The sequence below is a fragment of the Leclercia sp. Marseille-Q4284 genome, from assembly GCF_916618945.1.
In the GTDB taxonomy this organism is placed as follows: Bacteria; Pseudomonadota; Gammaproteobacteria; order Enterobacterales; family Enterobacteriaceae; genus Enterobacter; species Enterobacter tamurae.
This window is the reverse complement of sequence record NZ_CAKAKG010000002.1, coordinates 557,110-572,758: the sequence shown is the minus strand read 5'-3', so window position 1 is coordinate 572,758 and position 15,649 is coordinate 557,110. Positions and strand designations below refer to the sequence as shown.

13 protein-coding genes are annotated in these 15,649 nt (G+C 58.4%); 3 read left to right on the top strand and 10 right to left on the bottom strand.

The genetic code is table 11. The features are described from left to right. Nucleotides 1–17 precede the first annotated feature (17 nt). Nucleotides 18–1,595: a hypothetical protein gene (locus LG383_RS17465; RefSeq protein WP_225759792.1), complete on the top strand. Its 1,578-nt coding sequence runs from the start codon at nt 18–20 to the stop codon at nt 1,593–1,595. 210 nt (nt 1,596–1,805) lie between these two features. On the opposite strand, the gene actP is transcribed toward LG383_RS17465, so the two are convergent. From actP to acs, 3 genes are all read right to left on the bottom strand, one after another. Next, nucleotides 1,806–3,455, bottom strand: coding sequence for a cation/acetate symporter ActP (gene actP, locus LG383_RS17460; protein WP_106993954.1), 1,650 nt, complete (start codon nt 3,453–3,455; stop codon nt 1,806–1,808). Further along, complete coding sequence (locus LG383_RS17455) at nt 3,452–3,766, bottom strand: DUF485 domain-containing protein (RefSeq protein WP_106993955.1); 315 nt, start codon at nt 3,764–3,766, stop codon at nt 3,452–3,454. The genes actP and LG383_RS17455 overlap by 4 nt, the downstream gene beginning before the upstream one ends. A gap of 82 nt (nt 3,767–3,848) precedes the next feature. After that, nucleotides 3,849–5,807 carry an acetate--CoA ligase gene (acs, locus tag LG383_RS17450; RefSeq protein ID WP_106993956.1) on the bottom strand — a complete coding sequence of 653 codons (1,959 nt, stop codon included), beginning with the start codon at nt 5,805–5,807 and terminating at the stop codon, nt 3,849–3,851. A 420-nt stretch (nt 5,808–6,227) separates the two neighbouring features. Here acs and gltP point away from each other — a divergent pair, with 420 nt between their 5' ends. Beyond that, nucleotides 6,228–7,541, top strand: a complete 1,314-nt coding sequence (gene gltP, locus LG383_RS17445) for a glutamate/aspartate:proton symporter GltP (protein WP_106993957.1) — start codon at nt 6,228–6,230, stop codon at nt 7,539–7,541. A gap of 85 nt (nt 7,542–7,626) precedes the next feature. Here gltP and LG383_RS17440 read toward each other — a convergent pair whose 3' ends face one another. The 3 genes from LG383_RS17440 to fdhF all read right to left on the bottom strand — a co-directional run bounded on the left by LG383_RS17440 (nt 7,627) and on the right by fdhF (nt 11,041). Next, nucleotides 7,627–8,301 (bottom strand): tetratricopeptide repeat protein, encoded by a 675-nt coding sequence (locus LG383_RS17440; RefSeq protein WP_225759791.1) that lies wholly within the window; start codon nt 8,299–8,301, stop codon nt 7,627–7,629. 117 nt (nt 8,302–8,418) lie between these two features. After that, complete coding sequence (locus LG383_RS17435) at nt 8,419–8,571, bottom strand: Hok/Gef family protein (protein WP_166181319.1); 153 nt, start codon at nt 8,569–8,571, stop codon at nt 8,419–8,421. A gap of 322 nt (nt 8,572–8,893) precedes the next feature. Beyond that, entirely contained in the window at nt 8,894–11,041 is a 2,148-nt protein-coding gene (gene fdhF, locus LG383_RS17430) for a formate dehydrogenase subunit alpha (protein WP_225759790.1), read from the bottom strand. Between the two features lie 227 nt (nt 11,042–11,268). Between fdhF and LG383_RS17425 the strand changes: the two genes are divergently transcribed. Next, nucleotides 11,269–12,000 (top strand): response regulator, encoded by a 732-nt coding sequence (locus tag LG383_RS17425; RefSeq protein WP_106993961.1) that lies wholly within the window; start codon nt 11,269–11,271, stop codon nt 11,998–12,000. Here LG383_RS17425 and LG383_RS17420 read toward each other — a convergent pair. The 4 genes from LG383_RS17420 to LG383_RS17405 all read right to left on the bottom strand — a co-directional run bounded on the left by LG383_RS17420 (nt 11,997) and on the right by LG383_RS17405 (nt 15,632). Then, nucleotides 11,997–13,007 (bottom strand): carbohydrate kinase family protein, encoded by a 1,011-nt coding sequence (locus tag LG383_RS17420; protein WP_225759789.1) that lies wholly within the window; start codon nt 13,005–13,007, stop codon nt 11,997–11,999. The two genes, LG383_RS17425 and LG383_RS17420, sit on opposite strands and share 4 nt — an antisense overlap. Then, nucleotides 13,007–13,867 (bottom strand): ketose 1,6-bisphosphate aldolase, encoded by an 861-nt coding sequence (locus LG383_RS17415; protein ID WP_225759788.1) that lies wholly within the window; start codon nt 13,865–13,867, stop codon nt 13,007–13,009. Before LG383_RS17415 ends, LG383_RS17420 begins: the two co-directional genes overlap by 1 nt. 10 nt (nt 13,868–13,877) lie before the next feature. Beyond that, on the bottom strand, nt 13,878–14,564 hold the full coding sequence (locus LG383_RS17410; RefSeq protein WP_225759787.1) for a D-lyxose/D-mannose family sugar isomerase: 687 nt from the start codon (nt 14,562–14,564) through the stop codon (nt 13,878–13,880). 126 nt (nt 14,565–14,690) lie between these two features. Further along, nucleotides 14,691–15,632: an ABC transporter substrate-binding protein gene (locus LG383_RS17405; protein ID WP_225759786.1), complete on the bottom strand. Its 942-nt coding sequence runs from the start codon at nt 15,630–15,632 to the stop codon at nt 14,691–14,693. Between the last annotated feature and the right edge of the window lie 17 nt (nt 15,633–15,649).

The following is a 15,649-nucleotide window of genomic DNA, read 5'->3' as shown; positions in this document are numbered from 1 at the left end:
ATCAGCAAGGTGAATCAATGAAACGTATTCCACATCAGTTGATGGAGCTGAACAGCACTTTTATCTGGCACTGGCCCTGGTTTATTCAGGGGGTAAAAAGCGCGAAACAGCACGGTTTCACTGGGATCATCCTGCACCAACAGGAACTGCTTTCAGTACTTGCGACGCCCTCGCCGTTAAGTCAAAAACTCAACGTCGAGAACCTTATTCATCAGCAAAATTACGCCCTGCAATATTTAACCCGCGTCGATCGTTATCTGGCGGAAAATAACCTGTCGTTCTGGCTTCAGGGGGAGGCCGCGCCCAATGACGACATTATTAAGCGTAAATTTCCTGAACTGACGTTCGACGAAAAAAGCGCGCCGGATTTCTGGCACCATTTTTATGCCGCCATATTGCATCCGCTATTACACGCCTTGCCCCATCTCAGCGGGCTTATTCTCAGCCTGACGACGCCGGACTTTCAGACCACCCGCTGGCAGCAAAGCCTGCATGATGTCTGGAGCCTGCTGCGCGCCCGGGGCAAAAAGCTGATCCTGCGCGACTTCATTGATAACAGCTGGCCGCGCCAGCAGCTCGCGAACATTCTGGCGACGCTGCCGGACGACGTGCGCGCCTCGGTAAAAGCCACCGAGCTGGACTACCACCCCGGCTTTGCCAACCACCCGCACATCGCCACCCTGCCGGGGCATAAAAAGTGGATTGAGTATGACCTCTTCGGCACTGGCTACGGCTGGACCGCGCTGCCGTGCTATCTGGGCGATGAGATCAGCGGCCGCTTAAGCTGGGCGCTCAGCGCCGCCGAAAACGAAATCGAAGCCATCACCTCCCGCGTGAGCTGGCAGTGGCTGCCCGACAGCCGGGTGATGGACTCCGCCAACGCCATCAACCTGTTCGGCCTCACCGCCGCCAACCAGGCCGCCGATGCGGCGCTGCCCGCCACCTTCGATCGCTGGGCGGCGCACCATCAGCTCGGCTTTCGCTCTCTGCAGGACAAGCATCAACTCTCGGCTATCGTCCACGCCAGCTATGACTGGCTGTGTAAAACGCCGAATCTCCTCGGGCGACGGCTGCACTATCAGAGCCAGATCCCGGAGAGCATCGCCCAGGCGCAACAGCTGCTGCATATGGATACCCGCAGCGCCAACTGGATGCACGCCTGGCAGCCGCTGATGCCTACTGACGATCCTACGCTGGGCAAAGAGCAGCGGGAGCGGATGGCGCTGGAGAAAGAGGCCGCCTGCTTCCTCGCATCACGCACGCTGCACAACCTGCGTGAGCTGATGCCGCGTATTACCTGCCCGGACGACACCCTGGCGATCCTGCTCGCCGCCTGGCGCAGCGCGGAGATCTACAGCCAGATGTTCTCCCACGTGGCCGCCGCGGTGACCGACGTGCTGTGGCTCGACCATTACGGCGCCAACAGCCTGCCCGCTGACACCCTGCAGAAGCATCAGCAGCGGCTGCTTGACTACACCGACACCCTGGATCGCTGGCTGGCGGACCCGCCCGCCAGCGGCCCGTTATTCCTGCCGCTGTTGCTGAGCCCGGATCGGCTGGAGCGCTTTGCCAGAAGCCTGAGCGAGTCGCTGTAACTACAGCATAAAAACTGAGAGGGGGATTGTCTGTACGGGGGGCAGAGGGAAAGCGAAGGATTGGCGTGAAATCGGGAAAAGTGTGATGGCCTTTACGGATCGCAGATAAAGCCTGTGATGCGTATCGGCTTTTTCCGTTCTGGTGACGTGATAAACGTCACCAGAAGGGGAAAAAAATGTGATCCCCGACCAGCGGCCGGGGAGGGGAGGTTAGTGCGCGCGGCCCTGTTCAACACCCAGGCCGGTTTGAGAGCGAATAAACTGGGCGCGGAACTTCTCACGCTCCAGATTACCTTCCGCCGAGTTATCGGTGGCGGAGAAGAACCAGATCCCAATGAAGGCCACAGCGATGGAGAACAGCGCCGGGTATTCGTACGGGAAGATTGCGCTGGCATGACCGAGCACCTGTACCCAGATGGTCGGGCCGAGCACCATCAGGATCACCGCGGTCAACAGCCCCAGCCAGCCACCCACCATCGCCCCACGGGTGGTCAGTTTTGACCAGTACATGGAGAGCAGAATGATCGGGAAGTTACAGCTTGCCGCAATCGAGAAGGCCAGACCCACCATAAAGGCGATGTTCTGATTCTCGAACAGGATCCCCAGCAGAATAGCGACGACGCCCAGCACCAGCACGGTGATTTTGGACACCCGCAGCTCATCACGTTCACTGGCGCCTTTACGGAACACGTTCGCATAGAGGTCATGGGAGACCGCAGACGCGCCGGCTAGCGTCAGACCCGCAACCACCGCCAGAATGGTGGCGAAAGCCACTGCCGAGATAAAGCCAAGGAACAGGTTACCGCCGACGGCATTCGCCAGATGGACCGCAGCCATGTTGTTGCCGCCAATCAGTGCGCCCGTCGCGTCTTTAAACGCCGGGTTCGCGCCCACCAGCATGATGGCGCCAAAGCCGATGATAAAGGTCAGAATATAGAAATAACCCATAAAACCGGTGGCGAAGAAGACGCTCTTACGCGCCTCGCGGGCATCGGACACCGTGAAGAAACGCATCAGGATATGCGGTAAACCGGCGGTACCAAACATCAGTCCCAGGCCCAGGGACAGGGCGGATATCGGATCTTTTACCAGTCCGCCCGGGCTCATGATTGCTTCCCCTTTCGGGTGCACCGCCATCGCTTCGGTAAACAGGTTATTGAAGCTGAACCCGACGTGCTTCATGACCATAAAGGCCATAAAGCTGGCGCCGAACAGCAGCAGTACCGCTTTGATGATCTGTACCCAGGTGGTGGCGAGCATGCCGCCGAACAGAACGTACATCACCATCAGCACGCCCACCAGCACCACGGCGATGTGGTAGTTCAGGCCGAACAGAAGTTGGATCAGCTTACCGGCACCCACCATCTGGGCGATCAGGTACAGCGCCACCACCACCAGCGAACCGCAGGCGGAGAGAACACGAATCGGCCCCTGTTTCAGGCGATAGGAGGCGACGTCGGCAAAGGTATATTTGCCCAGGTTGCGCAGGCGCTCGGCGATCAGGAACAGAATGATCGGCCAGCCCACCAGGAAGCCCAGGGAGTAGATCAGCCCGTCATAACCAGAGGTAAACACCAGCGCGGAGATACCGAGGAATGAGGCGGCAGACATGTAATCGCCCGCAATCGCCAGCCCGTTCTGAAAACCGGTGATATTGCCCCCTGCGGTGTAATAGTCGTTACGGGAGCGCACGCGTTTTGACGCCCAGTAGGTAATACCGAGCGTAAACACGACAAACACCAGGAACATGATAATTGCCTGCCAGTTGGTTGGCTGGCGCTGGACTGCACCGCTAATGGCATCCGCTGCGTTGGCTGCAAAGGGTAGCGTGGCGGCGAGCGCCGTCAGGACTCTCTTCATGATGCTTTTACCTCGCGCAGCACAGCTTTGTTCAGACGGTCAAACTCACCATTTGCCCGCCAGATATATATTCCGGTGAGGGCGAAAGAGATCAAAATGACACCGACGCCAATGGGGATCCCGCGGGTCACGCTGGTACCCGGATGCAGAGGGGTGCCGAGCCATTGTGGGGCGAAGGCGATGAGCAGAATAAAGCCAACGTAAATGATCAGCATGATGATAGATAACATGTAGGCAAACCGTTGCCGTTTTTCTACGAGCTCCCTGTAGTGCGCACTGTTCTCTATCTGCTGACAAATATTGTCATTCATCACAGAATCTCCAGAGGTAAGGTAGGTTTGTTTTTATCCCCTCTCCCCTATGGGGAGAGGGCTAGGGTGAGGGGGAGTGCTTTTACGATGGCATTGCGATGGCCTGCTTCTCTTCGAGCAGTTTGTCCACCACGCCAGGATCGGCGAGCGTTGAGGTATCGCCTAAGTTGCTGGTATCACCCGCGGCGATTTTGCGCAGAATACGACGCATGATCTTGCCGGAACGGGTTTTCGGCAGCGAGTCGGTCCAGTGCAGCACGTCCGGGGTGGCAAGCGGGCCGATCTCTTTTCGTACCCAGTTACGCACTTCGGTATACAGCTCCGGCGACGGCTCTTCGCCATGATTCAGCGTGACGTAGGCGTAGATCGCCTGGCCTTTGATGCTGTGCGGAATACCGACCACCGCCGCTTCGGCAATCTTCGGATGTGACACCAGCGCCGATTCAATCTCGGCGGTGCCCAGACGGTGGCCGGAGACGTTCAGCACGTCGTCCACGCGGCCGGTGATCCAGTAGTAACCGTCTTCATCCCGACGGGCGCCGTCGCCGCTGAAGTACATGTTTTTGAAGGTGGAGAAATAGGTCTGCTCGAAGCGATCGTGATCGCCGAACAGGGTCCGCGCCTGGCCTGGCCAGGAGTCGACGATCACCAGGTTGCCTTCGGTAGCCCCTTCGAGCGCATTGCCTTCGTTATCCACCAGCGCAGGCTGGACGCCAAAGAACGGACGGGTCGCGGAGCCCGCTTTCAGCTGGGTAGCGCCCGGCAGCGGGGTGATCATGAACCCGCCGGTTTCGGTCTGCCACCAGGTGTCGACGACCGGGCACTTCTCGTTACCGATCTTCTTCCAGTACCACTCCCAGGCTTCCGGGTTGATCGGCTCGCCTACGGATCCGAGGATGCGCAGGGAGGAACGGTCCGTGCCTTCGATGGCCTTGTCGCCCTCGGCCATCAGCGCGCGGATCGCAGTCGGGGCGGTATAGAGAATATTGACCTGATGTTTGTCCACCACCTGGCTCATGCGCGCCGGGGTCGGCCAGTTCGGCACCCCTTCGAACATCAGGGTGGTCGCGCCGCAGGCCAGCGGGCCATACAGCAGATAGCTGTGGCCGGTGACCCAGCCCACGTCAGCGGTACACCAGTAGATATCGCCCTGATGATAATCAAAGACATACTTGAAGGTGGTGGCGGCATAGACCAGATAGCCGCCGGTGGTGTGCAACACCCCCTTCGGCTTGCCGGTAGAACCGGAGGTATAAAGGATAAACAGCGGATCTTCCGCGTTCATCGCTTCCGGCTGGTGCTGGTCGCTGGCCTGTTCAATCAGGTCGCTCCACCACAGGTCGCGTCCCTCATGCCATTCAACAGCATTACCGGTGCGTTTCAGCACAATCACGCTGTTAACGGTGTTTACGTTCGGGTTGTTCAGCGCGTCGTCGACGTTCTTTTTCAGCGGAACGGCACGACCAGCACGCACGCCTTCATCGGCGGTGATCACCAGTTTTGAGCTGGAGTCGATAATGCGTCCGGCCACCGCTTCCGGCGAGAAGCCGCCGAAGATCACGGAGTGCACGGCGCCGATGCGGGCGCAGGCCAGCATCGCCACGGCCGCTTCCGGCACCATTGGCATATAGATAGCCACCACGTCGCCTTTTTTGATGCCCTGGGCCAGCAGGACGTTGGCAAAGCGGCAGACGTCGCGGTGCAGTTCGCGGTAGGTGATATTTTTGCTCTGAGTGGCGTCATCGCCTTCCCAGATGATTGCCGTCTGGTCGCCGCGCTCGGCGAGATGACGATCCAGGCAGTTGGCGGCGAGGTTTAGCGTGCCGTCTTCATACCATTTAATAGAGACGTTGCCGGGGGCAAAAGAGGTGTTCTTGACTGTCTGATACGGCGTGATCCAGTCAAGGATTTTGCCCTGCTCACCCCAGAAGGCGTCAGGGTTAGTAATAGAGAGCTGATACTTCTCCTGGTACTGCTCCGGATTAATCAGGCAGCGGTCCGCAATATTTGCGGGAATGTCGTGTTTATGGACCTGGCTCATGGTTTTTGTTCTCCTTGTAGAATGTTAATAATATGTCGCAAAAACGTTAATAGTAGGGGCTTTGGGACCTTTGTTTACTATTTGGGCGACAGATCACGCAAAAATTAAAGAGTTCGAAAATTGAGCAAATGACACTTTGCAGAAAAATAATTACTCTTGCGGATTATTTACATTTATGGATAAAAAAGCGTTTTTATAACAAAAGGTTATTTATCATGACTAATACAAATTAGCGTGATAACGCCTTTTGTCAGTCAAATGCCTCGTTCTTAAAGGCTTGCGCAGCATGCCGTGCAAATGGTACTGATACGGCGCGTTAAAAAACCCCATAAATGAACGCAACACAATTCATACCCTTTCAGTATGTGTCGTCCCCATCGTTTTACGAGTACGAACACTTCATTGAGGAAGTTTCTTGTCATGAAAAATTTGAAAGTCAGCCTTGCCTGGCAAATTTTGCTGGCCCTTGTGCTGGGTATCTTGCTGGGTAGTTATCTGCATTATCACAGTGACAGCCGCGAATGGCTGATCGCTAACTTACTGTCGCCAGCCGGTGATATCTTTATCCATCTGATCAAGATGATTGTGGTGCCGATTGTGATCTCGACGCTGGTGGTAGGGATTGCCGGGGTCGGTGATGCGAAGCAGCTGGGCCGCATCGGTGCAAAAACCATTCTTTATTTCGAAGTGATCACTACGGTGGCGATCATACTCGGCATCACGCTGGCGAATGTGTTCCAGCCTGGGGCGGGCATTGATATGTCGCAGCTGGCGACGGTGGATATTTCGAAATACCAAAGCACGACCGCCGATGTGCAAAGTCACTCTCATGGCCTGATGGGAACCATCCTGTCGCTGGTGCCGACCAATATCGTGGCGTCGATGGCGAAAGGCGAAATGCTGCCGATCATCTTCTTCTCGGTGCTTTTTGGTCTGGGGCTGGCGTCACTGCCGTCCACCCATCGCGAGCCGCTGGTGACCGTGTTCCGCTCCATCTCTGAAACCATGTTCAAAGTGACCCACATGGTGATGCGTTATGCGCCGGTCGGGGTGTTCGCGCTGATCTCGGTGACGGTGGCGAACTTCGGCTTTGCCTCCCTGTGGCCGCTGGCGAAGCTGGTGCTGCTGGTTCACTTCGCGATCCTGTTCTTCGCCCTGGTGGTGCTGGGGCTGGTGGCACGGATGTGTGGCCTGAGCATCTGGATCCTGATCCGCATCCTGAAAGACGAGCTGATTCTGGCGTACTCTACCGCCAGCTCCGAGAGTGTGCTGCCGCGTATTATTGAGAAGATGGAAGCCTACGGGGCGCCGGCGTCGATCACCAGCTTCGTGGTGCCGACCGGTTACTCGTTTAACCTTGACGGCTCGACGCTGTACCAGAGTATCGCCGCGATCTTTATCGCTCAGCTGTACGGTATCGACCTCTCCCTGTGGCAGGAAATTGTTCTCGTACTGACCCTGATGGTGACCTCGAAAGGGATTGCTGGCGTGCCGGGCGTGTCGTTTGTGGTACTGCTGGCAACGCTGGGTAGCGTGGGTATTCCGCTGGAAGGGCTGGCGTTTATCGCCGGGGTTGACCGTATCCTCGACATGGCGCGTACCGCCCTGAACGTGGTGGGTAATGCCCTGGCGGTGCTGGTGATTGCCAAGTGGGAACACAAATTCGACCGCAAGAAAGCCCTGGCGTATGAACGCGAGGTGCTGGGTCGTTTCGATAAGACAGCAGACCAGTAAAGTAATAAGCCGGGTGGCGCTACCGCTTACCCGGCCTACGGTCTTCGTGCCGGGCAAGCGAAGCGCCCCCGGCATGCAGACCGCACTACTCCCCGCTTAACGTATCAAACTCCTCGCACCCCGTATCAAAGCCTTCGCTACAGCTCAGATTTAACCAGTACAGCGCCTTCTGTTTATTCGGCGTGATAAACCCGGCCTCCCCCTGGTGAAACACCTGGCCTGCCCAGTACTCTGCGTAACCCGTGCGCGAGAGGGTAGAGCTCTGCTTAAACCACTGGGCGGCCTGAACGTCATCCTGCGCGACCTCCACGCCGTTGGCGTAGATCAGCCCCAGCAGCAGTTGGGCATCAACGGCGGCGTCATCCTCGGTATTCCCGGCAACCTTATGCAGTAAGGTCAGCGCCTGCGGGTAGTCGGTTTGCCCGGCCCCGGTATTCACCAGTAAACGCGCCAGCATCACTGCACCCGGTGAACTGCCCGCCACGGTGGCCTGCTGCGCCAGCCCTTTCGCCTGCGCCAGATCGCCGTGTTTAAACTTGATTTGCGACAGCAGCGCCATGGCATCCACGTCACCGTTTTTAGCCGCTTTCTCGGCCCAGGTTTCGGCCTGCTTATCATCACCCGAGCTGTACCAGGTTTCGGCAAGATAATACTGAGCCCGGCTGTCGCCCGCCTCAGCCTGCTTCAGGTACTGGCCACCAATCTCCTCGGCGCAAACCAGGGAAGAAAAAAGGATCAACAACAGATAAAGAGGTTTCATGCGTTATTTTCGTAGGGGTAGATAACGGGCAGTATAAGCGCGGTATGAGAAGAAAAAAATGGGTGCGTTAAGACCTCACCTCCCCACAAGCCGGGCGGGTTTCCCCGCCCGCTGACGTTAACCTGCTGCGCAGGCTAATTTAGTCGCCACTTCATATTTTTCACTCTTTATTGTGAGTTCGCATAACATGCCGCGATTAATAAAGGCGAATATTATTATAGTCAGGCAAATAATAACTATTATGCCTAACACGGTTTTTAATGGCGTCATGCCCTTTACTCCTTGCTAATAAAAGAATAAGGGGCTATCCTCAACTTGTGAGTGGTTGAGGGATAGCCCCGGTTAATGGAAACATTTCCGGGGTTTTTCACTTTCTGTCCCTCAACTTATGCTCAAGACAGAAAGCCTTAAGCACCCGTCGGTAATCTTATCCCTATGAACTAAAAAGAAAAGATGTAATTCAATTTGTGGGCAATTACATTTATCTGGAATCATGCTCGCAAAATAATATTCGCCATATTTCGTTATTATTATGCAAATAAAAGCGGGGTGAATATTTCACCCCGTTTTATTAATCGCTCCTTTAATTGCATCAACCCATCGCGGTTTCCCGTAACGCGTTTTTCAGCTTATTATATTCATCAATCACATATTGCTCGGCGGCAGCCTGATCCGCTATCGGCTCGACGCGCACGGCGCAATATTTATATTCCGGCGTTTTGGTTATCGGGCTAAGGTTCTCCGTCACCAGCTCGTTGCAGGCCCCGATCCACCACTGATAGGTCATATACACCGCACCAACGTTTGGCCGATCGCTTACCTGGGCCCGGGTGATGACCCGGCCTTTGCGGGAGTTGACCCACACCAGCGCCTCATCCTCAATGCCCAGCTGTTTGGCATCCTCGGTGTTGATCTGCACATAGCCGGGCTCATCCGCCAGCGCCGCCAGGGCCGCACAGTTGCCGGTCATTGAGCGGCAGGAGTAGTGACCCACTTCGCGCACGGTGGAGAGTACCATCGGATAGTCGTCATCCAGCTTATCGATGGGGGCCATCCAGTCGCAGGTGAAGAACTGCGCCAGCCCGTTCGGGGTGTCGAATTTCTCTGCAAACAGGAATGAGGTACCCTGGTCCTCCGGCGACTCGTCCCGGCACGGCCACTGGATATAGCCCAGCTCGCCCATCTTCTCGTAGGTTGCCCCTTTAAAGCCCGGGCACAGCTGCCGCAGCTCGTCCCAGATTTGCTGCGTGTTGTCGTAGTGCATCGGGTAGCCCATCCGGGTGGCGATCTCACTGATAATCTGCCAGTCGGTTTTCAGATCCCACTTCGGCTCGACGGCCTTAAAGAAGCGCTGGAAGCCGCGGTCAGCGGCGGTGTAGACCCCTTCATGTTCGCCCCACGAGGTGGACGGCAGGATCACATCCGCCACCGCCGCGGTTTTGGTCATAAAGATATCCTGGACAATCACCAGCTCAAGATCGGCAAACGCCTGACGCACCGCCGAAAGCTCAGCATCGGTCTGGAGCGGATCTTCCCCCATGATGTACGCCGCCCGCACCTCTTTGTGCGCCACGCGGTGCGGCAGCTCGCTGATACGGTACCCGGGATGCGCCGGCAGGCTGTCGACACCCCAGGCTCTGGCGAACTTCTCACGGTTTTCCGGGAACTTAACGAACTGGTAGCCCGGGTAGGTATCCGGCAATGCGCCCATATCGCAGGCACCCTGGACGTTATTCTGCCCCCGTACCGGGTTGACCCCGACGTGGGCTTTGCCGAGGTTGCCGGTCAGCATGGCGAGGCTGGTCAGCGCGCGCACGGTCTCCACCCCCTGCCAGAACTGGGTCACGCCCATCCCCCACAGCAGGGTGGCCGTTTTCGCCCCGGCATACAGGCGGGCAGCCTGGCGGATCTCCCGCGCGCTCACGCCGGTAATGGCCTCGACCGACTCCGGCGTGTAGCGTTCCACAATCTGACGGTACGCATCAAAGCCTTCCGTACGGGTGGCGACGAAGGCCCGATCGTAGAGGTTCTCGGTAATAATCACGTGGCCGATGGCATTAAGCAGGGCGATGTTCGAGCCGTTTCGCAATGCAATGTGCATATCGGCAATGCGCGCGGTTTCGATACGCCGCGGATCGCAGACGATGATTCTGGCCCCGTTCTGCTTCGCGCGCAGAATATGATTCGCGACAATCGGGTGCGAATCTGCCGGGTTATAGCCAAAAATAAACACCAGATCGCTGTTATCAATCTCGTTGATGGCATTGCTCATGGCGCCATTCCCGACCGACTGGTGCAGACCTGCAACCGAGGGGCCGTGTCAGACGCGTGCGCAGCAGTCGACGTTGTTGGTGCCAATCACCGCGCGGGCAAATTTTTGCATCAGGTAGTTGGTTTCATTTCCGGTACCGCGCGAGGAGCCGGTGGTCTGGATCGCGTCCGGGCCATACTGTTCCTTGATGGCGCTGAGGCGCTGTGCGACATAGTCCAGCGCCTCATCCCAGCTGACAGCCTCCAGCCTGCCGCCGCGTTCGCGGCGGATCATTGGGCTCTTCAGCCGCGGGGTGAGGATTTGGGTGTCGTTGATAAAATCCCAGCCGTAATAGCCCTTCAGGCACAGCTTGCCCTGATTGGTTTTCCCGTCGGCTGCCTCCGCCCGGATGATGTTGCCGTTAGCGACCACCAGGTTGATCTTGCATCCTGAGGCGCAATAGGGGCACACCGTGATGACGTTTTGCATCGCTCTCGCTCCAGATTCAAATGATGCTGACATGTAGGTTTCCCCTGACTTTACGGGCGAATCCGGGTCAAAACCCTGACGGAAAACAGGCCCGCGTCAAAAATTGCGACAGCGGAAGCGATGGGGATGTGACGGCGGTTGAAGATCCGTGACGGAAAAGGCGTTTTGGCTGGAGCCTTGCACAGAATGGGCCAGACTGATCTTTACCTCCCCAATGGAATCCCGTGATGAAACCAGCAATTCTGGTGGTCGATGACGACACCGCGGTCTGCGAACTGTTGCAGGATGTGCTCAACGAGCACGTCTTTACCGTCCATGTGTGCCACAACGGCCAGGATGCCCTGCGGCTGGCGCAGCAGGTACCGGAGATCGCGCTGGTATTGCTGGATATGATGCTGCCGGATATCAACGGCTTGCAGGTGCTCCAGCAGCTGCAAAAGCAGCGCCCGGAACTGCCGGTGATCATGCTTACCGGCCTCGGCAGTGAGTCGGACGTGGTGGTGGGCCTTGAGATGGGGGCCGACGACTACATCGGTAAGCCCTTCAACCCCCGGGTGGTGGTGGCGCGGGTCAAAGCCGTGCTGCGCCGCACTGGCGCGCTGGCGGCAGAACCGGTCGTTGCGCGGGTGGCCGGGATCGGCTTTAACGGCTGGACGCTGGACACCACCCGCTGTGAACTGATTGACCCGCAGCGCGGCGTGGTGGCCCTGACCCAGGGCGAGTACGGTTTACTCCTGGCCCTGACGCAAAATGCCCGCCGGGTGCTGAGCCGCGAACAGCTCCTGGAGCTGACCCACAGCGAAAGCGCGGAGGTATTCGATCGCACCATCGACGTGCTGATCATGCGTCTGCGCCGCAAAATTGAGATCAACCCCCATCAGCCGCTGCTGATCAAAACCATCCGCGGGCTGGGCTATGTCTTTGCCGCCGACGTGCAGCACGGCGACAGGGCGGCTTAAGCCAGCGGGTTCTCCTGAATAAACAGCTGTAGCTCCGACAGGGTTTTCGCCCCGTCGATGGCGTTGGCCGCCAGCAGGCTGGCCCGCGCGCAGGCATGCGCCATGCGGATGCTCTCCGCCAGCGACAGCGATTCGTGGCAGCCATATAAAAAACCGGCGCAGAAGGCATCTCCCGCCCCGACGCTGCCGACAATCTCCTCCCGGGTCAGTCGCCATGAGGGGATCCAGCCTCCCTTCTGGTCCGGCTCCTGCCCCCAGGCCCCTTCCGGACAGTGGATCACTACCCGTGACTTCACGCCCGCCGCCAGCAGCTCTGCCGCCGCCGCGGCGATATTAGCGATTACCGGCGCATCATGGTCATCGCGCATCGGCAGGCCGCTGAATTCGCCCGCCTCCAGCTCGTTGATCACCAGATAGTCGAGATGGCGCAGGGTAGGGAGCACCAGCGGCTGATAGCGCGGATCGCCCTTGCGCGACACCAGGTCGAGTGAGGTCTGAAACCCCAGCTCGCGCATCTGCGCCAGCAGCCGCGCGCTGCGGGTGCCGTACTCTTCGTCCGGCATATCCAGGCTGTCGAGCAGCAGGAGATAGCCCAGATGGAAGATCTTCAGGCTGTGATCGAGCCGGTCGAAGGCGGGTAGATCCAGCAGCCGGTTGGCTCCCGGGGAGTGGAAAAAGGTGCGCTGGCCGCTGGGGTCGGTCATCACCTGCGACATGGAGGTGGGGGCAAAGGTGGTGCGCTGCACCCGCTGGCGATTGACGTGATACTGGTCGAGCATGGCGAGAATATAATCTCCGTCATGGTCATCCCCCACCAGCCCGACCGCCTGCAACGGGAGTCCGGCATGCATCTTCGCCAGGGTTAACAGCACGTTGAGGGGCGCACCCCCGGTGGCGCGCTCGCTGTGGACGATCTCCGCCAGCCAGCCGCGCTCCGGCCACTGCACAATCTGGTGGACGTGATCCACCAGCATATTGCCCGCCGCGATAATGCCCCGGCGTTCCATTATGCAAACCCCGCGCTGCCAAAGGTGCGCATCTGCGCAGCCACGGTGTCGGTAATTGCCTCTTCGATGCCCAGCAGCAGTTCAGCAAACTCGTCGTACAGCGGCTGGCGGTTGGCCATTCGCTGCTCCACCTCCGCCAGCGCCGCCTGGGACATGCCGGTATAGAAGTTAATTTTGTGGATCCCCAGCTCAATGGCGCGGCGGAAATCGGCATCGCTGATCCCGGAGCCGCCGTGCAGCACCAGCGGCAGGCCGGTCTGTTGGCGGATGGCGTCAAGACGGGGGAAATCGAGCTTCGGCTCGCCCTTGTACTTGCCGTGGGCATTGCCGATCGCCACCGCCAGGGCGTCGATGCCGGTCTGGTCGACAAACTCCCTTGCCAGTTGCGGATCGGTGAAAAAGGCTTCGTCGGCATGGCCGTACAGGGCGCCGCCCTCATCGCCGCCCACGGCACCGAGTTCCGCCTCCACCGACACGCCCACCGCGTGGCACATCTTCACCACTTCCCGCGTCTGGCGAATGTTCTCCTCGTAGCTCAGCGTGGAGCCGTCGAACATCACCGAGCTGAATCCCAGGCGTAGCGCCCGCACCACCGCCTCGAAATGCAGGCCGTGATCGAGGTTCAGCACCACCGGAATGTCATGCCGGGCGGCTTCGAATTTGACCGCCTCCACCAGCGAGTCGAGGGAGACATACTTAAAATGCACTTCGGCAATGTTGATGATAAAGGGCGAGTTCTCCTGACGGGCGGCGGCAAACAGCGCTCGCAGGAAATGAGAGTCGAGGACGTTAAACGCCCCCAGCGCGTAACGGTGCCCGCGGGCGTGCGCCAGCCCGTCGGCGAGAGAGATAAGCGGCATGATTCACTCCTTACTGACGAAACAGGCTGTACTCATTGCACAGGACCAGCACGGCCGGTTCGTCTTCGTCGATGTTGTTATAGCGGGCGGTGGGCTGCAGGAAGTGGTTATCCGTCTCGTCATCATTTACAGAGGAGACTTCACCCACCAGCACATCACCAAAGCCCTTCTCACCCCAGAAACTGTGGTACAGACCGGGCGGCAGGCAGATGCTCTCCCCCGGGGCGAGGCGAATATGGCTGCCCGCCACGTGGGTCTGCAGGCATCCGTCGATGGCGACGCTGATATCGCCATCCTCTTTCTGCTCATTTTCATCAGTGTTCCACAGCTCGACGATCAGATTCCCGCCGCCGCGGTTGATGATGTCCTCGCGTTTGCGCCAGTGAAAGTGCAGGGGGGTCACCTGGCCCTCACGCACGTGCATGATCTTCTCGGCGTAGCATTTGGCCCATGGCTTGCCGCCGGGAGAGCCGTTGCGCAGGGCAAAGAGAGTTAAGCCCTGCGCCGCAAAGTTGTCGCCGCCGAACGCGGTCACGTCCCAGCCAAGCCGCAGGTCGAACACTTCCTGCCAGGCATCAGGGTTAAGTTGCTGCCAGCGGGTGGGAGGAAAGCTGGCAAAGGGGGGCAGATGCACATCGTGCATCGAGAAAAACTGTCGCGTGTGGCCGAGGATCTCGTTGATTTCGGAGCGTTTCATAATGACTCCTTGAATGGTGTGCAAAACCCCCTCACCCTAACCCTCTCCCCATAGGGGAGAGGGAATCTGAACACCCTCTCCCCTTTGGGGAGAGGGCCGGGGTGAGGGGATCAGGCCGCACAAGGCTTACTTAACCGTCCAGCCCTTGTAATTGCCGATGTTGCTCTTGTCGATCAGCGTCACCGGGATCAGCACCGGCTCTTTCGGCGCCGGTTTGCCCTGCAGAATGTCATAGCCGATCTCCACCGCTTTCGCCGCCATCACCTGCGGGTCCTGCGCCGGGGTAGCAACAAACAGGGAGTTTTCGCGCTTCAGCGCCTCTTCGGCATCCGGCGAGCCATCAACGCCGACGATAAAGAACTCGTTACGTTGCGCCTGTTTTGCTGCCAGATCGGCACCGATCGCCGTTGGATCGTTGATGGCGAATACGCCGTCGATCTTCGGATTGGCGGCCAGCAGGGAGGTCATCACCTCCAGTCCGCCGTCACGGCTGCCTTTGGCGTTCTGGTTATCGGAAAGCACTTTGATATCCGGATGTTTTTTAAACTCAGCCTTGCAGCCTTCGACCCGGTTTTGCACCGCAGAGACCGGTGGTCCGTTGATGATCACCACGTTGCCTTTGCCTTTCAGGCGGTCGGTGATCAGCTTACAGGCCATCTCACCGGCCTGGGTGTTGTTGGAGGTGATGGTCGCATCGGCACCCTCTGCCGCCACGTCAACCGCCACCACCACAATCCCGGCGTCTTTCGCGCGTTTCACCGCCGGGCCGATCCCTTTCGAATCGGCGGCGTTGAGGATGATCATATCGACCTTCGCGGCGATAAAGTTATCAATCTGAGAAACCTGCTGGCCGAGATCGTAGCCGCTGGAGACCAGGGTCACTTTCACGTTATCGCCCGCCAGTTTGCGCGCTTCCAGCTCGGCCCCTTTGGTGATCTGGACAAAGAACGGGTTAGCCAGGTCGCCCACCGTCACGCCGATGGACTTCAGATCTTTGGCCTGGGCAAACGGGGCTGCTGCGAGCAGTGCGCCAGCACAGAGCGCGGTAACTAATGGCTTTAATCTCATGCTGTAATCCTCACGTA